Raw genomic sequence first — 20,312 nt, forward strand, 5'->3', positions numbered from 1 at the left:
CATTCTGGAATTGGCGTGCTGGACTGATCGTCGCGGGGATCGTTACGTTGAGCTATATCGTTCCGCCAGCAAAGCCCAGCTACAAGCCTGGCCAAAAACCGGAGAATGGCTGAGACCGGCTATAGACCCGGCACGGCGGATGCTCACATCGGCTAATCAATCCAGGATCTTATCGATCGTGATCGGCAGGGACCGCACCCGCTTACCGGTCGCGTGATAGATCGCGTTAGCAATCGCGGCAGCGGTGCCGACGATGCCTATTTCGCCAAGGCCTTTGACCCCGAGCGGGGTCACTTCGGAATCGGGTTCATCGACGAAGATCACCTGGGTATCGTGAATGTCGGCGTGCACGGGCACATGGTATTCGCCGAAGTTGTGGTTCATCCAGCGACCTAGCCGGTGGTCGGAAAAGGTTTCCTCGTGGAGCGCCATACCCATGCCCATCACCACGCCGCCAATGATTTGGCTGCGCGCGGTTTTCGGGTTGATGATGCGGCCAGCGGCCACCGCATCGACGATGCGAGTGACGCGTATCACGCCCAATTCCTCGTCGACCTTTACTTCTGCGAAGATGGCGCTGTGGGTGTTCTTGGACTTGTGCAGACCCTTCCACATGTCGCCGAACCCGGGCGCAGCGGTTGCTTCCTCTTCGATGGCCGTCAAGTCAGCGGCACGCATCGCATCGCCGAACGGCACCCGGACCGTCGGCGTGTCCTTCAGCACCATGCAGCCGTCCTCGAACAGCACGTCGTCTATCTTCGCTCCGCTCAGCGGTTCACCGGCAATCTTGCCGGCCGCCTTCAAAAGCTTCTTGCCGAGCGCCTGGCAAGCGAGCTGTACCGCCGCACCGGTCGATGCCGCCCCCCACGATCCACCTTCGACCGGGGCGGTCGGCAGGTCTGAGTCGCCCAGCTTGGCGGTGATCTGCTCGGGCGGCAGGCCGAGCGTCTCTGCGGCGACCAAGGTCATCACCGTGTAGCTGCCGGTGCCGATGTCCGACGTCGCGCACGCTACTTCCAAATGTCCGTTGGCCGTGAGCTTCGCGCTCGCAGACGTCTTGGAGAATTGCGCGTCCCACATGCCGGTCGCGCAGCCCCAGCCGACCAGCTCCTTGCCATCGCGCATCGAACGCGGCTCGGCCGAGCGCTCGCTCCATCCGAACGCCTCGGCCCCTTCGCGAAACGCCTCTCGCAACGCCTTGCTGGTGTAGGGCGTGCCATTCATCGCATCGATGGGCGAGTAGTTCACGAGCCGGAACTCGAGCGGATCGACCTTGGCCTCATAGGCCATCTCGTCGATCGCCATCTCGAACAGCGTCATGCCGGTCGCCGCCCCCGGTGCGCGCATGTCCGCCGAGGTCGCGGTATCGACCTGCGCGACGGTATATTCTGCGTCGGCATTCGGGCAGTCGTAGTTCATCAGCCCCCAGGTGACGACGTTCTCCATATTGTCTTCGTAGCGCGAGGTGGAGGTGGTCGCCTCGTTGCGGATCGCGGTGAGCTTACCGGTCGTCTCCGCGCCCAGCGCGATGCTCTGAATCGCTTGGGGGCGATAGGCGTGGCTGAACATCTGATTGCGGGTCATCGTCACTCGGACCGAGCGTTCCAGCATCTTGGCGGCGAGTACCGCCAGAAACACCTGATGCTGGGGCCGCAGGCCCGACCCGAATCCGCCGCCGACATACGGGTTGAGGACGCGCACCTTCTTCTTGGAGAAGCCGAAAACGCTGGAGAGATAGGCCTGCACGACCTAAGACCCCTGCGTCTTGTCGTGGACGGTGATGCTGCCGTCACCGTGCCACTCGACGGTGGATGCGAACATCTCCATCGGATTGTGGTGCTCCGGCGCGAGCCGGTAGTCGCCGGACACCTTCAGCGGAGCGTCCGCGAACGCCTGCGCCGCGTCTCCGCGGTTTTTCGGCGCCATGTAGCCGCTGCGCTTTTTCTTCGGCACGTACTTATCGCCGACCGCAACCTCGAAGTCGGTATTGTGCGCCTCTGCCTCGTAGGCGACCTCGACCACGCTGGCGGCGTAGCGCGCTGCCTCGAACGTCTCGGCCATCACCAGCGCGATGGGCTGCTGGCTGAACTGGATGCGATCATCGTAAAGCGGACGAAACGGCGAACCAGGGATTTTCAGCTCGTCCTGGTAGCTGTGGTCGGTCCAGGCGACGTGCGGCCGGTTGAGGTGGGTGATAACCTCGACGACGCCGGGCACGGCGCGCGCGGCTTCCTCATCGATACTGACGATCCGCCCTTTGGCGATCGCGGCCTCGACGATGTAGCCAGACAGCAGGTTCTCCACCGGATGCTCGGCGGCGTAGCGCGCCGTGCCGGTGACCTTCTCGACCCCGTCGACGCGGTTGATCGCGCTGCCGATTCCGATTTTCGCTGCGGTAGCCATGATGTCTGTTCCTTACGCGACGCGCTTGTCGGTCTGCGATTGCGGGGTGGCCTCGGCGGCCTGCTTCAGCGCACGGATGATCCCCTTGCGCGCGAGCAGGATCTTGAAGTCGTTCTCGCCCTGACCGACCGCCCCGGCGAGCAGGGCGTCCGCGAAGGCGCCGAACGCCTGCGGCGACGGCTGCTGGCCCTTCAGCAGTTTCTCAGCTTCCGTGCTGCGCCATGGCTTGTGCGCAACGCCGCCGAGCGCCACCCGCGCTTCAGCGATCGTGCCGTCTTCGACCCGCATCACGACGGCTATCGACACCAGCGCGAAGGCATAGGACAGACGATCGCGCAGCTTCAGGTAGGTGTAGTTCTTGGTGAAATCCTCGGCCGGCAGGTCGATGCCCGTCACCAATTCGCCTGGCTTCAGCGTGTTGTCGCGCCACGGCTCGTCGCCGGGTAGCCGATGATAATCGGCAATCGGGATTGCGCGGTCTCCTTCCGGACCGGTCACCTGGACGGTCGCATCGAGCACCACCAGCGCGACGCACATGTCCGAAGGGTGCGTGGCGATGCACTGGTCGCTCGCGCCCAGGATCGCGTGGATGCGATTGACACCGCCGATCGCGCCGCAGCCGGAGCCCGGCTCGCGCTTGTTGCAGGGCGTGGCGACGTCGTAGAAATAGTAGCAGCGTGTGCGCTGGTTGAGGTTGCCGCCATTGGTCGCGGCGTTGCGCAACTGTGGACTCGCCCCCGCCAGGATCGCTGAGGACAGCAACGGATACCGCTGCTCGACGCGCGCGTCCCACGCCGTATCGGCGTTCGGCACAAGCGCGCCCAGCCGCAGCCCGCCGCCGTCCAGCTCCTCAATCGCGTCCAGCGGCAGGCGGTTGATGTCGATTACCGTCGTCGGTTGATCGACGTTCTCCTTCATGAGATCGATCAGGTTCGTTCCACCTGCGAGGTAGCGGACCTGCTCGCCGGCACCCGCCTGCACCGCTTCGGCGACGCTGGTCGGGCGGGCATAGTCGAAGCGGTTCATGCCTTTTCTCCGATCACGTCGAGCACCGCATCGACGATGTTCGAATAGGCGCCGCACCGGCACAGATTGCCGCTCATCAGCTCGCGGACCTCCTCGCGGGTTTTAGCCTTGCCTTCATTGATGAGGCCCTGCGCCGAGCAAATCTGGCCAGGCGTGCAATAACCGCACTGGAACGCGTCGTGGTCGCAGAAGGCGGATTGCAGCGGATGGAGGTCGCCCGGCTGGCCTAGCCCCTCGATCGTCGTGATGTCCGCCCCGTCCAGCGTCACCGCCAGCTTGAGGCACGAATTAATGCGTCGCCCGTCGAACAGCACGGTGCATGCGCCGCACTGACCGTGGTCGCAGCCCTTCTTGGTGCCGATCAGATCTTCGCCTTCTCGCAGCAGGTCGAGCAACGTCGTCCAGGGCTCGATCGCGCGGGTGCGCGTCTCACCGTTAATCGTCAGCGTGGTTGGCACCGTGCCGATCGGCACGGCGGCGTATGTGGCGGAGTTGACGGCTGTCGGCATGATCGGCGCCTTCATGTTTTGCGTTAGGCCGGGATGGCGGCGATGTCGGCGGTGTTTTCCTCGGCGACCCCGTTCTCGCGGTGGCGAAAGGCGGACAGCGCACGATACACCTGCAGCCGCGCCCTCATCACCGATCCGAGCGGCCGATGCGCGGCCAGGCTATGCGCGGGACGAAAGGTCATCACCTCGTCGAAGTAGCGCACGCGCGCCGGGCTGTACGCCTCCTGCGCAGGGATGCGGACCGTGGCGACGGTGCGGTACTGGCTGTCTTGTGAAGGCCACTCGACCGAGGCGTCCTCGATCGGCTGCGTCTCCGCGTTCGCCCAGAGCTGCACCTTCAGCTCAAACACCGCCTCATGGTCGCGGAAGTAATCGGTCGCGGCATGGCGGAAGCCGTCCTCGTCTTCATGCGGATCGAGCTGCCACTGGCGGAGCGCGTCCTGCGCCTGCGACGCTGGCACGGCACCGAGCTTCGCGACATAGTCGCCATAACGCACCGGTGCCTGACTGAAGTAGTCGTCGCCGATCGGGTGGCTAAACGGGTGGCCGAAGAAGTCCGCCTTGGCATAAGCGGTGTTGAACAGGCCCAGCACGTTGTTGAAGTTGCGCGCCATCGACGACACCGCGCTCTTTACGCCCTCGGGCATCGGCGTCGCCGCCCCGATCTTCTTGGCGTCGCTGAGAAAGCCGGACGCGCGGTGGGGGACAGCTGGCTCATGCGCGGGCTCCCATATCCAGTCTGCGTTCGAGGGCATGTCGCCACAAGACAATGATCTCCCGGCTTGGGACCGCGACCATTTCTTTCATCCGTCCACCCATATGGGGATGCACGCTCGCGGCGAGTCGCCCGCACGCACGATCACCACCGGAGAAGGTGTCTTCGTGATCGACGACAAGGGACGCCGCAGTCTCGACGCCTTTGCCGAACTCTATTGCGTCAATGTCGGTTATGGCCGCGAAAAGGGAAGTCCGGAATGCTGCGGAATTTGCTGACTTGGTGATTCTGGCGGTACCCTTCGCCGAGATCGACACAGCGCTGTCCCATCTCGGCAGCGGCCTGGATGGCAAGATCGTTATCGACGCGACCAACGCACTGACACCTGAATACAGCCTTGCTGTCGGCTTCAACACCAGTGGTGCAGAATTGCTGCAGGCAAAGATCCCGGCGGCAAACGTGATCAAGGCGTTTAACACGACCTTCGCGAACACCATGGCAAACGGCGAAGCAAACGGTCAGCAATTGTCCGGACTGGTGGCCGGCGATGACGCCGCGGCAAAACGGACAGTGCTCGATCTTGTGGCTGCGATCGGCTTCGATCCGGTCGATGTCGGCCCACTCGAATTTGCGCGACTGCTGGAGCCTTTTTCGCTTCTGACGATCAAGCTCGGTCTCGTTCAGGGACACGGTCCTGACATTGGCTTTCGATTGGTTCATTAATAAGGAATGTGTGTCGGCTCCATATCATGGGGCCGACCTGCCGGGCGCAATGGCAGACGATCGATCAGATTGAGCTGACGTCAAAGAATGATCTAGCGATTGATCGATGCGAGGATTGAGGCCTTACTTAATCGTTCCTGGAGAGCTTTGAGCCCATCAAGCAAATCATCGGTGGCACTGGCCCCGAGGCCATCTTGCAAAAAATGGTGTAGGCGACCTAAATTTTGTAACGCAGACATCAAGCGTTTCTTGCCCTCCTGGGTCAATGAGATAACGACCACACGGCGATCGGTAGCTAGAGTTTCTCTGATTATCAATCCGTCATGTTCCAGAAGTCGCGCCTGTGCTGACACAAACGACGAGTCAACTCTCAGAAGTGCGGCGATCTCCTTTATAGAGAGACCTCGCCCGGACATTGATCTTTCAAGTATTAGAAGGATCATGCACTGGGGCGTGCTGACATTTGCCTGCTCGGCGAGGGTTCCCAAGATCTGCGACATGTACGAATTTATGGCGGTAACACGCCACAGCAACTGATCGTGGCGATCGAAGTCTAACTCATTCCCCATCGGTCCTTCCATTCACCCTCTGCAATTTTGGTCGGTGTGCTCACTACAAAACATGCAGCTTACTTGAGACCAATAATAGTGAGCGTTTGAGCGGATCGCGACGTTGCATTGGTGGAACTATTCATCGTCCGCGCGGCAAAAGGAAGCCGCGCTAGAAAACCTGTGTTGCTCTTCACACGTATTTCAGACGTTAGGACACCATAAGAAGATGAATGATCGAGTATCGCGCCGATGAACCTCCGCGAGCGCGAAATTTACGATTGAACAATTCAGGAAGGTCTCAATGCGCGATAAACGTCGGAAATGATACCATTCTGGTAAGAGAGCGGGTCACCCCGCCAAAGATCATTTCACCGGTCCTGCTGTGACTGTATGCGCCTATCACGATAAGATCGATATTTCGGCCGAGCGCGTGCGCGATAAGTGTGTCTTCAATCGAGCCCTGAGATGCGATCTGATCGACCGTAATCTCAATGCCATGGCGTACAAGGTGTCGAGCGAGATCTGCACCTGGTTCCTCACCGTGTCGGTCATTCTTCTGCCCATCAACAACAACGAGAGCGACAGAGGTTGCAGCTTTTAGCAGAGGTATCGCGTCAGATACGGCACGCCGCGATGGCGGACTCGCGTTCCAGCCGACCATAACGTTGCGAGCAATCCGATCAGCGCTCCAGTTTTCAGGAATGATCAGAATGGGAATGCCCGTGGCCAGCAGCGCTTCCGTAGATACTTCAACCGATAGCCCGCCAGCAGAAGCGGCCATAACGATGACCAGATCAAAGTGTAGTGAGCTTAAGAGCACCTCCTGACGAGAGTTCTGTTGTTTTATGATGCGAAAATCGCTTCTGAGGTCTTGGGTCGCTGTCGCAACGCCGAATGCATGGAGCCCAGCTTTGATCGCGATTTGCTCGTCCGCCCTGGCTCAATCACGCCTTGAATGGCGCTCCGCCCTCGGACAAATGAGTCCGCCGGATGGCCATCCGTCCACGGACGGCACAACGTACAATCCCGTCAGGTGAGCCGAGTGGCGGAATGCAAGATTTACGGCGTAAAGTAGCGAAGCGTCGGGAACAGGTTTAGATCTGACAAAGACTGCGATGGATTTCCAAGCCATAGAGCGGCCAATCTTCTCGTTGTGCTGAACAAAATTCATCTTGGTAGCTGACCGTTTCAGCGTGCGATTTCAACTGTCTGGTCTGCCGTCCAATAGTGAACGGCCGTAGCCAGCGATAGCCACGCCGTGAAAGAGAAGGTCGACTGCGACGATCGAGGGCGGCTGGACAGGGAGCTCAAGAAGACTTCCGATGAACAGGAAGCCGGCGCCAATCATCGCAACATAGCCGGAGCATCGCAGCCAGCGGCCCGATGTCTCAGGAATCGTAAGGCCTATCCAAACACGTGACACGCCGGAGACAAGCAGGGATAGGCAAAAAAGCAAAAGCCATTGGCCGCCGTGTGCATAAAGAATTGCCTGAGCGTATCCAACACAGACCACGGTCATTCCGCTGAGGATCCAATCTAGGTATAGTCGTCGCCTCGCGATCTTGATTGTGAAGATTATGATCGTCATGCCTGCGAGGATTGCCGACCCGCCAGGAAACTCTCTGGCGATTGGATCGCCGGAGATCGCCACGGCAAAAGCCAAGGTGCTGAAAGAGAGCAGAATGCCGCCGAGGGTAGCAAACCGGATCCAGTCGCTCTTTCCTTGAAAACGAGACGCGTGGTCCCGTCGATGCGCAACGATCAGCACACTTGTCATTCTGCCGATGCCCGCGGTGCGCTTCCACCCGCGGCGATCTGAGGATGTACTCAACGGCTATTCTCCTTACGGTCTTCATCCATGATGATGGTTTGTGGCCCCGTTATGCGGATTCCGGCTGAACTTCGCCTTCAGCCTTTCGCGCATCGATTGGAAAGTGACGTAGAGCATCGGAATCAGGAAGATGCCGAGAGAACTCGCGGCGATCATGCCTACAAACACCGGCGTGCTGACGTTGCGCCGTGCGAGCATCGAGGCACCGTCCGCCCAAACCAGTGGGACCAATCCAAGGATGAAAGCGATCGAGGTCATCATAACAGCCCGGAAGCGCAGCTTTGCTCCCTGTGTTGCTGCGTCTCGGATGCTCAAGCCGGCTTCGCGTTGTTCCTTCGCGAATTCGATGATTAAGATGCCATTCTTGGCGGCCAAGGCGATCAACACGACCAGGCCTATCTGGGCGTAGAGGTCGAGACTCACGCGCGCAACGACGAGACCCGCGAATGCGCCGAGCACGCCGATGGAGACCGACAGCAAAACGGGAACTGGGATCACCCAACTTTCGTAGAGCGCGACGAGGAACAGGTATGCGAACAGCAATGCCAATCCGAGAATGACTGTCGTCTGTCCTTGCGCTTGCTGCTCCTGATAGGCCGTTCCCGTCCATTCGTAACTGAAGCCCTGCGGCAACGCGCCGGCGGATATCTCCGCCATGGCGTTGACGGCTTCGCCGGTCGAAACGCCGGGAGCAGGGGAGCCATTGATCGTCACGGCCCGGTAGTTGTTGTATCGCGTGATGACCGCGGGGCCCGTGATCGTTCGCAAGCTGGCGATCGATTGCAGAGCGACCATGCCGCCGTTGGCGTTCCGGACGTAGATGTCCCACAGCGCCGGGATATCTCGTCGTCCAGAGGCGTCACCCTGGAGATTGACCTGCCAGGTTCGTCCGAAGAGGTTGAAATCGTTGATATAGAGACCCCCTAAAGTGCTCTGAAGGGTCGAGAAGATTTCGTTGATCCCGATGCCCAGTTGCTGGGCCTTTTCGCGGTCAATATCAAGGAACAGGGAGGGCGAACTTGCTCCGTAGGTGCTGAAGACTCGGGTCAGCCGCTGGTCTTGGTTGGCCTTGTCGAGCAGCGCATTGGTGACCGCACCCAGGGTCGTGGGATCGGCGCCCTCCAGCGACTCAAGCATGTATTCGAAGCCGCCACTGGTCGAGAGACCGACGACCGCTGGTAGGTTGAACGGAAGGATCATTGCCGAGCGGATCTTTTGCACAGCCACAAAGGTCTGGCCGACCAGTGTTTGCACCTTGTCCGCGACCGCTTTCCGCTCGGCAAAGGGCTTCAGTTTGACGATCAGGAATGCATTGTTGCTGGCCGAATAATTGTCGAGCAACGAGAAGCCGATGATCGAGATCACATTGGCGACCTGCGGCATCTTCTGGACGGTTTGCTCGACTTCTTTCACCACTTCGCTCGTTCGCGACACCGAGGCGGCATCGGGAAGTTGCACATTGACGAAGAAAGCCCCCTGATCTTCTTCGGGAAGGAAGCCGGTCGGCGTGATGGCTCTGAGGCCGACGATACCTAGCCCGCTGCCGATCACGATGACGATCGACATCACGGACAAACGAAGCGTCTTTCCGACGATCCGTGCGTAGCCATCGCGCAAGCCGTCGATACGGTTGCTTATCCATCCCATCACGCCGCGCTTCGGGCCACCGTGGCGGAGAACGACCGCACACAAAGCGGGCGACAGCGTCAATGCATTGATGGCTGAAATCAGCATGGAGACGCTGATGGTGACCGCAAACTGCCGAAAGAGTTCACCGGAGATACCGGGGATGAACCCGATCGGAACGAAGACGGATAACAAGACCAGCGTGATTGCGATGATCGGTGCGGTCACCTGCGACATCGCTTTCTTGGTAGCGTCGCTTGGCGAAAGATCCGGTTCTTCTTCCATAACGCGTTCGACGTTTTCCACCACCACGATCGCGTCGTCCACCACGATGCCGATCGCCAGAACCAGAGCGAGCAGCGACACAGTGTTCGCCGAATAGCCCAGCGCCAGCAGCAGCGCGAAAGTTCCGATCAGACTGACGGGAACGGCGACGATCGGGATGACGGTGGCGCGTAGATTTCCGAGAAAGATGAAAACGACGATGGCGACCAGGATAAAAGCTTCTACCAGCGTATGGATGACTGCTTCGATCGTGTTGTGAACGAAATCGGTCGAGTCATACATCACGCCGGCTTTCATCCCGTCGGGAAATCGGCTCTGCAGAGCTTTGACCTTTGCGTTCACCGCCGCAGCGGTCGTCAGCGCGTTTGCGCCTGGTGCGAGGAACATGCCTATGCCAATGGCCGGACTGCCATCGAGCCGCGCCTCGGCATCTTCGTTCTGTGCCCCGAGTTCGAGGCGTGCGACGTCGCTCACACGCAGGGTCGACCCGTCCGGATTGGCGCGCAAGATGACCGCGCCAAATTCCTCAGGTGTGGTCAGCCGCCCCTGGGTCTGCAGGTTCATCTGGAACTTCTGATCGTCCGGAACGGGCCGGGCTCCGATACGCCCAACCGCAGCTTGCGTATTCTGCGCACTGACCGCACGCACCACGTCGGACGGCGCCAGACCGAGGCTCGAAAGCCGGTCGATGTCGAACCAGATCCGCATCGAATAATTCATGCGGCCGAACAGCATGGCTTGTCCGACGCCGGGCGTGCGGGACAATTCGTCCATAACGTTGATGATCGCGTAGTTGGTCATGAACAGCGAGTCGAACTTCTGTTCGGGGCTGTAGATGCTGACGAACTGCAGGATCGAGGAAGATTTCTTGCGAACGGTCAGGCCGAGCGCTCGAACTTCGGCAGGGAGTTGCGACAGCGCTGTCTGGACCCGGTTGTTGACGTTGACCGTGTTGATGTCGGCGTCGGTGCCGAGACTGAAGCTGACGGTTAGTGTGTAGGTGCCGTCATTGCCACTGCTGCTCTTCATGTAGAGCATCTTGTCGACGCCGACCACCTTGGACTCGATAGGTTGGGCAACGGTCGCTTCCAGCACTTCGGCTGAGGCGCCGGGATACATGGCGGTGACTTCGACCTGTGGCGGAACGATATCGGGCAACTGCGCCACGGGAATCCGCAGCAATGCGAGGCCGCCAGCAAGGGTCATCACAATGGCGATAACGATTGCCAGACGCGGTCGATCAATGAAAGTCTTGGAGATCACTTTGCGGCCTTTCCATCTGTCTGCGACGCAGAGGCCGGAGTGGCAATTTGCTCTGGCGTGACGCGCAGATTGGGACGCGCGCGTTGGATCCCTTCCGCAATGACGCGCTCGCCCGCAACCAGGCCTTCCAGAATGGTGGCGGTCAGTGCGGTGGATTGACCGCGTTTGATACGGCGCTGCTGGGCTATATCTCCCGAGCCGACGACATAGACGTAATCGCCCTGTTGGTCGGTCAGTACGGCGGCGCGTGGGATGGCAAGCACTTGGCTTGCCCGAACCGATTCCAGAACGACACGAACTAACTGGTCGTTCGTAAGTTCGCGCCTGCCGCTAGGCAAGGCCGGGTTCGGGATCGTGCCGCGCATGGTGATCGAGTCGGTGTCGCGCGCGACGTTGATATCGACGAATTCAAGTTTTCCGTTCTGCTCGTAAAATTCGCCGTTCGGCAACTTCAGGCGAAGCCGCACCGCATCGAAGCCGCCTTCGCGGTCGATCCGCTGATAGAGTTGCTGAAGCCGCTGCACCGAGATGGGGAAGGTAACATACATGGGGTCCTGGCTGACGACGGTCGCCAGTGCGCCCGCTGCGGGGCCGACGACGTTGCCGATCGTCACCGAGGCGCGGCCAATGCGGCCATCAATCGGTGACTGGATGTCGGTATAGTCGAGGTTGATTTCGGACTGTTGCAGTTGCGCCTTGGCGAGCCGAAGCTGAGCAGCAGCCGTCTTCTGCGCGGCATTGGCGTTGTCAGCGGCGCTTTGGCTTACCGCGGACGTTGGGAGCAGGGCATTTGTACGATTCAAAGCGAGATTGGCATTGTCGAACTGGGCCTGGGCCTGGGCAACCGCCGCTCGCTTCGCCTCCGCATCTGCCTCGAAAGGTGGCCGTTCGAGACGGAAGAGCAATTCGCCCTTTTTGACCTCGGCGCCCTCGACGAAGTTGCGCTCGTTGAGAAAACCGGTAACCCGTGCCATCAAGTCGACCCGGCCAAGAGCCTGAACTCTGCCATTGATCTCGCTGGTCTCGTTGACCGCGACGCCGCTGACCGTAACGACGCCGACGGCCGGCGGAGGCGCCGCCGCAGGCTGGCCGCTGGCAGGGGAAATCGCGGCCAGACCCATGCCAAGGCTCAAATAGACGAGCGACACGCTTTTTAGGTATTTAAACACCCCATGTCGTGCCGTCCCCGCATAAATCTTTAGGTTCGGAAAGGAGGCGAGGGCTCGTGTGCAATTGTCGAACCGAGGGAAAGTATCGTGTTTCATCAACGGTATCAGCCATCTGGGTTTGTTTGGAATGTCCAATGATAGCGCGATATACTTACATTCATGATCGTATGTAAACAGGAATTAGTGTGATGGCCCGGAAGACCAAGGCGGAAGCGGAACAAACTCGGGAGCGAATCCTCGAAGCGGCCGAACACGTTTTTTTTGCCAATGGCGTGATGCAGACCTCACTGGATCAGGTTGCTGAAGAGGCCGGCGTTACGCGGGGAGCAATTTATTGGCACTTCGCGGACAAGGTGGCGCTATTCAAAGCGCTGCATGAGCGGGTTCGGCTGCCTCAGGAAGAATTGGTGAGCCAAGTGGCTATCAGCGGGCATCCGGATCCGATCGGATTTCTCGAGCAGACCGCTCTCGAATGCATCAAATCGCTGACGACGGATCCTCGCCTCATCCGTGTCTATGCGATTCTTCTCGTGCGTTGCGAGTATGTCGGTGAGATGGAAGAAGCTCTGGAGCGACAGCGCGTTGCGGACGAGGCACTGCGCGAAAACTTCGTCCGGATATTCAAAATGGCGCGCACCGGCGGTTCACTGAACTTGTCGTGGACGCCAGAAATCGCAGCGCAAGTGTTCGCCTCTATGATCCGTGGTCTCTGGTCGGACTGGCTACGCTATGGACAAGATTTTGATCTCGCCAGAGTCTGGCCACGCTGCGTATCGGAATTGTGCTCGTCGTTCCGCATTAGCGGCAAGCAAAATGAGGGATGAAATCGTCCGGTCGGTGAGGCAATGACGTCCACATGAAGCTGAGCCAGGGAAGTCGTCATCGGAATCTGAGCCCTCTGCTATTCTGCGAGAACCTTGACGTTGAAATGCCGACCGATCCGGAAGGGACACCGGATCGGTCGGCGCGCAACGCGGCGTTGGGACGAAAACGCCGCGGCGAACGGGGATACAGCGAACTTTGGCTCACGCCTTCAAGCTCAATGAGCAGCCGCACGCCCCCCCGAATAGGAGACGGGGCTGCTTTGATTTCGTCGTGATTTTTTGACTCCTGGATCGATGGCGACCTGAAGAAGTGAGCCATCGGAAACGACGACCACGAGGATCTTCAACTGACCGCTCGTCCTGTCGAGGCCCGCGCTGAAAGCTTTCGCGGATGCCGACTTTTCAGCAATGGCAACGATGTCCGGAAGACCGAATCCTGTGCGCCCAAGATCGGCGATGTTCAACCTTTCACCCGGCTCCAATGTCGCCACCGACATCGATGGGCGCAGTCCGACGAGCTCGCCGCTCGATGCAGTGACATCACCGGTCCAGACCTTTCCGCGGTGGACTGCCTTGACGTGATCGATGGGCTGGTCCGGCGTCCCATCGAAACTGACATCGACCACGCGCGCGCCTGATAAATGCTTCTCGACGGCTAAGATGCTTTCGCCAACTGATGCTTTGGCGCGGCCGAAGGCGGCGATTTCTCTGGCCAACGCAGTGTCTTGTTCGTGTGCCGGGGACAACGAAGGAGTCGCTTCTGCCGTGGACATAGACGTTGCGTGAGTTAAGATCGGCAGCAACATTTGAAGAATTAACAACGTCGTCAGCATGCGAAAAGACATGACGTATCCTTCTGCGTGACCGCAGTGAGTGATGCACAAGATATCTTCTGTGTTGGGGGCTCCGCTTCCCTCTATCGCGACATGAGAACGGGTACCTTTGCGAGATTGACGATGGTTTGCGTTATTCCACCGAACATCATCCGCACTGCTTTCGTATGGCCGAATGCGCCCATGACGATGAGATCGGTTTTGGATTTGTCCGTCTCAGAGACGATCGCCGCACCGATGGACAAATCGCGTGCTTCGATCTGCTTGACCTTAGCGCGCACGCCGTGTCTTCCCAGATGCAGAGCGAGATCAATGCTTGATTGGTCGTCGTCATGATCCACCGCCAGAATGTCCACCGATTTCGCTCGCAGTAGAAATGGCATCGCATCTGCAATCGCGCGTCGGGCTTGCTTGCTAGAATTCCAGGCAACTGTAATTCGTTGCGGCACAGCTTCGGCTTTTGCTTCCGATGGGACCATCAGAAGCGGCGCGCCACAGAGAGACAGGAGTTTTTCCGGGTGCCAGTTTTCCGGGAGCCCGTGCGGAGCGTCCTTGCCGATGACGATCACATCAGCCAGCAATGCATTGAGAACGATGCGGCGACTCATGTCAGAATCGCTCCACACCACACGATACGCAGCTTTGGCGTTGTACTGCGACGCTATATCCAAGAAGCGGTTGCCGGTCTCGGTGGCGAGACGTTGTTTCCGCACCACAAAATTTTCGATCGTCGATTGGATCGCGCCGCTTCCTCGCACATTCGCGTTGCATCGGGGAGGGTCGCCGACGACGTGGATACCGAGCAGCCGAGCTCGATGGTTGGTCGCCATGCCCGCGGCAAAGCGGATCTCGCTTTCTCCGTTCATGGAGAAATTCACGAAAACGACAATGTCCTTGAAAGACCTTCGTTGCGCTTGTGCGGCCATGGGTGCTCGGACCTTGCCAGTTGAGACGTTCGGCGACACAGGACATATATACATACGAAAACGTATGTAGATAGCTTGAGCCGACATTTGGTGGGCGATTTCATAAACTATCGCTGCTGCTCACCCCGAAAGGCGAGGCAATCCAAGCCTGGGCGGTCACGATTTGTTCTGATGTGTGGTAGGGCGGCAGCCCGTGAGAAATGATGTCTAAGGTCGGCAGTAAGCAGAATTTTGCAAAATCCGGACCGATCTGCTGCGCAGATTTGCGTAACCGGCGGACTTAGTGAGCACTAGATCCCGGTTATGAAGCTCGTCCGAAACGACTGATCGCATCAGCGATTTGCCGACTTGTCCCCCATCTGCTGATGCCAGTGCTGCTTCGCCAGTGCTGCTTCAGCTCGACGAGGGGGCGAGACCGGTGGAGGCGATAGCTTCGGCCGGCATCGGCACACCAAGCGCCAACCGAAAAAGGCATGATTACGATGAGGTCGCTTTGGGCCATCAACTTCGGGATACTCATGAAATGCCGCAGATGCAGCACAACACGGTGCTCTAGGTTGAGTTCGCGATCACACCACTCGAAGGTTCCTGTCCGCCTCGGTGTGATGCAAAATGAGCGGAATTAAAAATAGCACGCCGACACCCGTCGTCTTTACGGTACAAGACCGCTCGCTCCCTCCCTTTGTGTGAAGCGCAGGTTTCGCAATTGTGAACCGTTCTGAACGACGGCTCCGCGACGCACTCGGCAGCAAAAAAAAGATTTCCGCGCACGTTCACATCAAAGCTGTCCGCCGGTCACCCGGCGGACATGCAGATCATTTTTTCAGAAGTGGGCAGCCGCTTTTGTCAAGTGGAGTAAATGCTTGATCGGCAGGAATTGTCGCGACAAGTTTGTAGTAGTCCCAAGGCGCCTTTGACTCCGAAGGCTTCTTAACTTCAAACAGGTAGGCCGGATGGATCTTGCGACCGTTCGGTTGGATGGAGCCTTTGCCGAACAGCGGATCATCGGTCGGAATCGCCTTCATATTCTCGACGACCTTAATGCCGTCATGCGGATTGCCTCCCATCTCATCGAGAGTTTTAAAATAATGTATCAGCGAAGAGTACACTCCGGCTTGGACTGTCGTCGGCATCGCCTTGTTCTTCGAACGCTCTTAGAAACGTTTCGAGAAGGCGCGCGTACCGTCGTTGAGATCCCAGTAGAAGGTCTCGGTCAAATTGAGCCCTTGCGCGACCTGCAGACCGAGCGAATGGATGTCGGACACGAACATCAGGAGCCCGGCGAGCTTCTGTCCCCCGGTGACGATGCCGAATTCGGACGCCTGCTTGATCGAGGTGACGGTATCGCCCCCCCCCCGCGTTGGCAAGCCCGATCACCTTCGCCTTGGAGGATTGAGCCTGCAGAAGGAACGATGAGAAGTCGGCGGTGTTTAGGGGCGTACGTACGCTGCCGGCCACCTTGCCGCCCATTGCGGTCACGGCGTTCGTGGTGTCGCGTTCGAGGGCGCTTCCAAACGCGTAGTCTGCGGTCAGGAAGAACCAGGTGTCACCGCCGCTCTTCACCAACGCAGAGCCGGTGCCATTGGCGAGCTGATAGGTGTCGTAGGCCCAATGGATCGTGTTGGGCGAGCATTGGGCGTTCGTAAGATCGGAAGTTCCCGATCCCGAATTCAGGTAGACGCCGTTCTTCTCCCTCACGATGTTGTTGACGGCAAGGCCGACAGATGAAGTCGGAACGTCCGCGACGACGTTGAGCTTGTCCCTATCGAACCACTGGCGAGTGATGTTCACGGCGACGTCAGGCTTGTTCTGATGGTCGCCGGAAAGGATCTCAATCTTCCACCCCTTGGCGAGAAGACCCGAGTCTTCGACCGCCATCTGCGCGGCGAGGCTGGAGCCTGCACCGCTGAGGTCCGAATAGAGGCCGGACTGGTCGGTCAGTACGCCGATCTTTGCAATTTTTTTGTCGGCGTATGCGGACGTGCAGAAGGCAACGCTCAGAAGTAGTGCGGCGGCGCTTGTTGGTTTCATGTTTCCCCTCGGATATTTTTGATTGTGACGTCTGTAGTTCCGGGCGACCGTTCAGGGCGTCCGAAGTCCGTCGATGTCGTTGCTCCGGACGGCGTCGCGGAGAACGTTCTTCTGAATCTTGCCCGTCGAAGTCTTCGGCAGGGTATGGACCACGACCCGCTTCGGCGTCTTGAAGCCGGATAGCTTCGCGCGGCAGTGGGTAAGCAAGGATGCTTCATCGACCTCCGTCCGAAGTTCGACGAAAGCGACAGGGACTTCGCCCCATTTGTCGTCCGGCATCGCAACGACGGCCACTGCGAGGACGGATGGATGTGAATAGAGGACGTCTTCAACCTCGACTGAGGAGATGTTCTCGCCGCCGGAGATGATGATGTCCTTTGATCGGTCCTTGATGCGGGCGTAGCTGTCGGGCTCGACCACCGCCAAATCGCCGGTATGGAACCAGCCGCCGGCGAAGGCCCGGTCGGTGGCGTCCGGATCCTTGAGATATCCCATCATAGTCTGGTTGCCGCGGAACATTATCTCGCCGATCGTCTCGCCGTCGTGCCGAACCTTATCCATCGACAAAGGGTTCAAGACGGTGAGGCTCTCCTGTAAAGCGTAAGAGACTCCTTGACGGTCTCTTCGCTGGGCTTGGTCCGCTATATCCAATTCGCGCCAGCCATCCTGCGGTTCACAAATCGAGGCCGGACCGTAGGTCTCGGTGAGACCGTAAATGTGGGTGAGCGTCACGCCCACCGCGGCCATTCCGGACAGCAATGCTGCCGGGGGCGGCGCACCTCCGATGAGGGCGTGGACCGGTGGGTCGAACACCACTCCGCTCGCCTGGGCGCCATCGCGGATGAATCCATGCACGATCGGAGCGCCGCAATAGTGCGACACCTTCTCATCGACGATGAGGTCCAGTATCACGCCCGGATCGACACGCCTCAGGCATACGCTCTTGCCGCCCTGCAGAGCCAGAAGCCACGGCATACACCAGCCATTGCAGTGGAAGAGCGGCAGCGTCCAGAGGTAGCAGGCTCCTTTTGGTACGTCCCAACTCACGATCGTCGATACGGCCGACAAGTAGGCACCCCTGTGCGAATACACGACACCCTTCGGGCGCCCTGTAGTCCCGGAGGTGTACTTCACCGCGATCGGTGTCCACTCGTCGACGGGCCGGTCGATTTCATCAGCTTCGTTCCCGGTAGAGACGAATCGTAGAAATCGCGGGTGCATGCGGAAGGCGCGAAGCCGGCGGTCGCGTCAGCGTACACGATGATTTCCGGAGGGGTCGGAAGACCCTTCGTCGCACGTTGGGCGACCTCGAACCATTCCGAATCCACAATCAGCATTTTTGCATCGCTGTGATCGAGGATGTAGGCAATGGTTTCGGCTTCGAGGCGGGTATTGATGGTGTTTAAGACCGCTCCAGCCATGGGGACGGCGAAGTGCGCGGCCAGCATCGGCGGTGTATTGGCCATCAGAAGCGCGACGACATCTCCGCGATGTACGCCGCCGCGCCTTAGCGCGGACGCGAACCGCTTACAAAAGAGCGCGTGCTCGCGCCAAACACCCGCCTGCAAAACCGTTCCATCCAATCAGCCCCGAGCGCCAGAACCGCTATACGCGCGGCCAAGACACTCGATCTGGGAAATGCGCTCGGTTGCGACCACGGCGCGAGACCGTATTTACTGCAGCGGCGAGCCATACCTTTCCAGACATAGGCTCCCTTTTCCTTTTGCAAGACGAACGGTGACGTCTCCATTCCCAGAGATCGGAATATTGGACCGAGGAGAAACGGCTTCCAGTCGATCACGACGCTCTGGGCTCTTGCAAGATCGCCGATACGAGCGGCGCTAAGATAACTATAGTTGCTCGCAAAATCGAACCAGAACTCTATCCTTGACGTGCCAGACTGAAACCGTTCCATCACGGCAGGCCTCATCGCATGAATGTACAGGTGGCCACGCACGAAACGTGTTGTTGCATCGCTTCCGGAGAGATCGAAATTCGTCCAACATATCGATCATGGCATTCGACAACCGAGCATGTGACGAGTGCGGGAGCGTCCGGCAACTCGTCGAAGAAGTCCATCCTGATACTGCTCGCCAACGCTCTCTCGTGAAAGCGATCTTGTGCAAGAAGCGCGGCGCGCATCGCAAGGTCCACAAGCGACATCAATATCGGCCTGCTCTTACGCCTGTCACTGAGATCAACCCGCGACGAAACCAGTAATGCGGCCGATTTTTCCGAGAGGCTAACAGGCTTTATCCCGGCGCAATCCGCGCAGAACTGAGGACTCGCGATAAGTTCGTCAAATGCTGCGGAAAGTGAAAATTCGGCCATGTCACAAACCTCCAGTGTCCCGGTGTAGTCACGTCATCTGCGGTCACTTGATCAGTGCAACCGCCTCGCGAAAACGAGGGTGCTCCGCCGTCTGGAGCCATTCAAAGACAACCATCTCGGTCGTCACTATATCCGCGCCTTTGGAAGCCATACGCAGGATGGCCGTCTCTTTGCTTTCGGATTGCCTAGCGCCGAGAGCGTCGCGGACGACCGAGACGCTTCGTCCGTGGTCAATCATGCCGAGGACGGTCTGTTGGACGCAGACATGAGCCTCACAGCCAGCAACCACCACTGTGCGGTCTTGAGGAACGAGGTCGAGAAAACCCGCCTCGCGGGCAGCATCAAAATACTGCTTGTGGAACAGGCGTCCTCGTCCTGTATCGAGTTCCGGCACCGTAGCACCCAGCCCTTTTGCATTCTGCTCGGTAAAGATCGCCGGAACGCCCAGAAGCTGCGCCGCGTCCAGGAGGCGCCCAGCATTCTTAACGGCGGTTTCGCCCTGATGGATAGCGGGCATCAGGCGGCTTTGGAAATCAACAATGATGAGGGTTGAATTCGCCACGTCGAGCGTAAGCATGTGCATTCATCCTTCGGTCAGAAGCGCGATCTTGTCCTTGACGAAGCGTTCCATCAACTCCGACGCGGACGCATTGAACATCCGAATTCGCCCGGTATGCAGAAGCAGCAACAAGCCCGTGGCATGGGCGAAACAGTCCACCATCAGCAGGTTCGCCTTGTGCTTCGACGACCCGAGTTGCTCCGCCGACTGTGCGATGGGGAGAAGAGCAGTCTCCAAGGAAGAGTTCAGCGCTGCGTCACGGTCCGGCCCAAGGCCAGCAGGCTTCATACCGCCCCGGAAGAGGTAAAATCCGAGATCAAGATCTCTCGGGTTCTCTGCGTAGAACGTGAAGAACGCCATAGCGGCGGCAAAAAGCCGTTGCTTAGGAGCTCGTGTCGCCGCCACCGCCACATCGACCGCTTGGCCAAGTGACTCAAGAGATGCTTGGAGTACCTCTGCGTAGATCGATTCCTTGGAATCAAAATGAAAATACAACGCCGCAGGCGTGTAACCGGCCCTGTTGGCGATGGCGCGAACGCTCGCGCCCTCAAGTCCCTCTTCCGCAAAGATCGCCCTCGCCGCGTCGAGGATCAGCAGTCGCTTGTGAACGCTTACCGACTTCTTTCGATTTTCTCGCTGCTCTGCCATTCGGCCCAGTCCAACCTTGACATAACTTTGCCACTCGTGGCTAATCTAACATAGTTCGA

At 58.9% G+C, this 20,312-nt stretch carries 18 protein-coding genes and 3 pseudogenes; 3 read left to right on the forward strand and 18 right to left on the reverse strand.

Annotation, left to right across the window (positions count from 1 at the left end; genetic code table 11):
- Positions 1-156 precede the first annotated feature (156 nt).
- From AC1RQ5_RS27280 to AC1RQ5_RS27295, 4 genes and pseudogenes are all read right to left on the reverse strand, one after another.
- Positions 157-2,403: pseudogene (locus AC1RQ5_RS27280) on the reverse strand (xanthine dehydrogenase family protein molybdopterin-binding subunit).
- 12 nt (positions 2,404-2,415) lie between these two features.
- The gene (locus tag AC1RQ5_RS27285; RefSeq protein WP_493190143.1) at positions 2,416-3,429 is read right to left on the reverse strand and encodes an FAD binding domain-containing protein; all 1,014 of its coding nucleotides are present in this window, start codon (positions 3,427-3,429) and stop codon (positions 2,416-2,418) included.
- A complete protein-coding gene (locus tag AC1RQ5_RS27290; protein ID WP_493203208.1) occupies positions 3,426-3,938 on the reverse strand; it encodes a (2Fe-2S)-binding protein in 513 nt (170 codons plus the stop codon). The genes AC1RQ5_RS27285 and AC1RQ5_RS27290 overlap by 4 nt, the downstream gene beginning before the upstream one ends.
- 23 nt (positions 3,939-3,961) lie before the next feature.
- Positions 3,962-4,552, reverse strand: a complete 591-nt coding sequence (locus AC1RQ5_RS27295) for a catalase family protein (RefSeq protein WP_493203209.1) — start codon at positions 4,550-4,552, stop codon at positions 3,962-3,964.
- A gap of 139 nt (positions 4,553-4,691) precedes the next feature.
- On the opposite strand from AC1RQ5_RS27295, the pseudogene AC1RQ5_RS27300 reads away from it, so the two are divergent.
- Together AC1RQ5_RS27300 and AC1RQ5_RS27305 are read left to right on the forward strand one after the other, a co-directional pair.
- Positions 4,692-4,901: pseudogene (locus AC1RQ5_RS27300) on the forward strand (aspartate aminotransferase family protein); the annotation flags it as partial.
- Positions 4,902-4,935: 34 nt separating this feature from the next.
- Positions 4,936-5,376: an NADPH-dependent F420 reductase gene (locus AC1RQ5_RS27305; RefSeq protein ID WP_493203593.1), complete on the forward strand. Its 441-nt coding sequence runs from the start codon at positions 4,936-4,938 to the stop codon at positions 5,374-5,376.
- 92 nt (positions 5,377-5,468) lie between these two features.
- On the opposite strand, the gene AC1RQ5_RS27310 is transcribed toward AC1RQ5_RS27305, so the two are convergent.
- The 5 genes from AC1RQ5_RS27310 to AC1RQ5_RS27330 all read right to left on the reverse strand — a co-directional run bounded on the left by AC1RQ5_RS27310 (position 5,469) and on the right by AC1RQ5_RS27330 (position 12,053).
- Complete coding sequence (locus tag AC1RQ5_RS27310) at positions 5,469-5,957, reverse strand: MarR family winged helix-turn-helix transcriptional regulator (RefSeq protein WP_493203210.1); 489 nt, start codon at positions 5,955-5,957, stop codon at positions 5,469-5,471.
- 268 nt (positions 5,958-6,225) lie between these two features.
- Complete coding sequence (locus AC1RQ5_RS27315) at positions 6,226-6,708, reverse strand: universal stress protein (RefSeq protein ID WP_493203212.1); 483 nt, start codon at positions 6,706-6,708, stop codon at positions 6,226-6,228.
- Positions 6,709-7,128: 420 nt separating this feature from the next.
- Entirely contained in the window at positions 7,129-7,704 is a 576-nt protein-coding gene (locus tag AC1RQ5_RS27320; protein WP_493203214.1) for a hypothetical protein, read from the reverse strand.
- Between the two features lie 75 nt (positions 7,705-7,779).
- Positions 7,780-10,932, reverse strand: a complete 3,153-nt coding sequence (locus AC1RQ5_RS27325; protein WP_493203216.1) for an efflux RND transporter permease subunit — start codon at positions 10,930-10,932, stop codon at positions 7,780-7,782.
- Positions 10,929-12,053, reverse strand: coding sequence for an efflux RND transporter periplasmic adaptor subunit (locus tag AC1RQ5_RS27330; RefSeq protein WP_493190250.1), 1,125 nt, complete (start codon positions 12,051-12,053; stop codon positions 10,929-10,931). Before AC1RQ5_RS27330 ends, AC1RQ5_RS27325 begins: the two co-directional genes overlap by 4 nt.
- A gap of 236 nt (positions 12,054-12,289) precedes the next feature.
- On the opposite strand from AC1RQ5_RS27330, the gene AC1RQ5_RS27335 reads away from it, so the two are divergent.
- Positions 12,290-12,925: a TetR family transcriptional regulator gene (locus AC1RQ5_RS27335; protein ID WP_493190150.1), complete on the forward strand. Its 636-nt coding sequence runs from the start codon at positions 12,290-12,292 to the stop codon at positions 12,923-12,925.
- A gap of 215 nt (positions 12,926-13,140) precedes the next feature.
- Here AC1RQ5_RS27335 and AC1RQ5_RS27340 read toward each other — a convergent pair whose 3' ends face one another.
- From AC1RQ5_RS27340 to AC1RQ5_RS27380, 9 genes and pseudogenes are all read right to left on the reverse strand, one after another.
- Entirely contained in the window at positions 13,141-13,770 is a 630-nt protein-coding gene (locus AC1RQ5_RS27340) for a PepSY domain-containing protein (RefSeq protein WP_493203218.1), read from the reverse strand.
- 71 nt (positions 13,771-13,841) lie between these two features.
- Positions 13,842-14,684, reverse strand: a complete 843-nt coding sequence (locus AC1RQ5_RS27345) for a universal stress protein (protein WP_493190152.1) — start codon at positions 14,682-14,684, stop codon at positions 13,842-13,844.
- A gap of 815 nt (positions 14,685-15,499) precedes the next feature.
- Positions 15,500-16,715, reverse strand: a pseudogene (locus tag AC1RQ5_RS27350) (ABC transporter substrate-binding protein).
- A 51-nt stretch (positions 16,716-16,766) separates the two neighbouring features.
- Positions 16,767-17,936: an AMP-binding protein gene (locus AC1RQ5_RS27355; protein ID WP_493203221.1), complete on the reverse strand. Its 1,170-nt coding sequence runs from the start codon at positions 17,934-17,936 to the stop codon at positions 16,767-16,769.
- Positions 17,846-18,298, reverse strand: a complete 453-nt coding sequence (locus tag AC1RQ5_RS27360) for an AMP-binding protein (RefSeq protein WP_493203223.1) — start codon at positions 18,296-18,298, stop codon at positions 17,846-17,848. The genes AC1RQ5_RS27355 and AC1RQ5_RS27360 overlap by 91 nt, the downstream gene beginning before the upstream one ends.
- The gene (locus AC1RQ5_RS27365) at positions 18,223-18,645 is read right to left on the reverse strand and encodes a DsbA family protein (RefSeq protein ID WP_493203595.1); all 423 of its coding nucleotides are present in this window, start codon (positions 18,643-18,645) and stop codon (positions 18,223-18,225) included. Before AC1RQ5_RS27365 ends, AC1RQ5_RS27360 begins: the two co-directional genes overlap by 76 nt.
- Positions 18,642-19,046 (reverse strand): hypothetical protein, encoded by a 405-nt coding sequence (locus AC1RQ5_RS27370; protein ID WP_493190161.1) that lies wholly within the window; start codon positions 19,044-19,046, stop codon positions 18,642-18,644. The genes AC1RQ5_RS27365 and AC1RQ5_RS27370 overlap by 4 nt, the downstream gene beginning before the upstream one ends.
- A gap of 43 nt (positions 19,047-19,089) precedes the next feature.
- Positions 19,090-19,623 (reverse strand): isochorismatase family protein, encoded by a 534-nt coding sequence (locus tag AC1RQ5_RS27375; RefSeq protein WP_493190160.1) that lies wholly within the window; start codon positions 19,621-19,623, stop codon positions 19,090-19,092.
- 6 nt (positions 19,624-19,629) lie between these two features.
- Positions 19,630-20,253, reverse strand: a complete 624-nt coding sequence (locus AC1RQ5_RS27380; protein WP_493203226.1) for a TetR family transcriptional regulator — start codon at positions 20,251-20,253, stop codon at positions 19,630-19,632.
- Positions 20,254-20,312: the final 59 nt, after the last annotated feature.

The sequence above is a fragment of the Tardiphaga sp. GW821-FHT12E02 genome (genome assembly GCF_058807155.1).

Bases quoted from the DNA above. Each gene is read 5' to 3' on its own strand.
- AC1RQ5_RS27365 (WP_493203595.1), bottom strand. From the start codon at position 18,645: ATGAGGCCTGCCGTGATGGAACGGTTTCAGTCTGGCACGTCAAGGATA.
- AC1RQ5_RS27295 (WP_493203209.1), bottom strand. From the start codon at position 4,552: ATGGCGCGCAACTTCAACAACGTGCTGGGCCTGTTCAACACCGCTTAT.
- AC1RQ5_RS27335 (WP_493190150.1), top strand. From the start codon at position 12,290: ATGGCCCGGAAGACCAAGGCGGAAGCGGAACAAACTCGGGAGCGAATC.
- AC1RQ5_RS27330 (WP_493190250.1), bottom strand. From the start codon at position 12,053: ATGGGTCTGGCCGCGATTTCCCCTGCCAGCGGCCAGCCTGCGGCGGCG.
- AC1RQ5_RS27290 (WP_493203208.1), bottom strand. From the start codon at position 3,938: ATGCCGACAGCCGTCAACTCCGCCACATACGCCGCCGTGCCGATCGGC.
- AC1RQ5_RS27340 (WP_493203218.1), bottom strand. From the start codon at position 13,770: ATGTCTTTTCGCATGCTGACGACGTTGTTAATTCTTCAAATGTTGCTG.
- AC1RQ5_RS27370 (WP_493190161.1), bottom strand. From the start codon at position 19,046: ATGGCCGAATTTTCACTTTCCGCAGCATTTGACGAACTTATCGCGAGT.
- AC1RQ5_RS27380 (WP_493203226.1), bottom strand. From the start codon at position 20,253: ATGGCAGAGCAGCGAGAAAATCGAAAGAAGTCGGTAAGCGTTCACAAG.
- AC1RQ5_RS27375 (WP_493190160.1), bottom strand. From the start codon at position 19,623: ATGCTTACGCTCGACGTGGCGAATTCAACCCTCATCATTGTTGATTTC.
- AC1RQ5_RS27310 (WP_493203210.1), bottom strand. From the start codon at position 5,957: ATGGAAGGACCGATGGGGAATGAGTTAGACTTCGATCGCCACGATCAG.
- AC1RQ5_RS27345 (WP_493190152.1), bottom strand. From the start codon at position 14,684: ATGGCCGCACAAGCGCAACGAAGGTCTTTCAAGGACATTGTCGTTTTC.
- AC1RQ5_RS27320 (WP_493203214.1), bottom strand. From the start codon at position 7,704: ATGACAAGTGTGCTGATCGTTGCGCATCGACGGGACCACGCGTCTCGT.
- AC1RQ5_RS27315 (WP_493203212.1), bottom strand. From the start codon at position 6,708: ATGGCCGCTTCTGCTGGCGGGCTATCGGTTGAAGTATCTACGGAAGCG.
- AC1RQ5_RS27355 (WP_493203221.1), bottom strand. From the start codon at position 17,936: ATGCACCCGCGATTTCTACGATTCGTCTCTACCGGGAACGAAGCTGAT.
- AC1RQ5_RS27285 (WP_493190143.1), bottom strand. From the start codon at position 3,429: ATGAACCGCTTCGACTATGCCCGCCCGACCAGCGTCGCCGAAGCGGTG.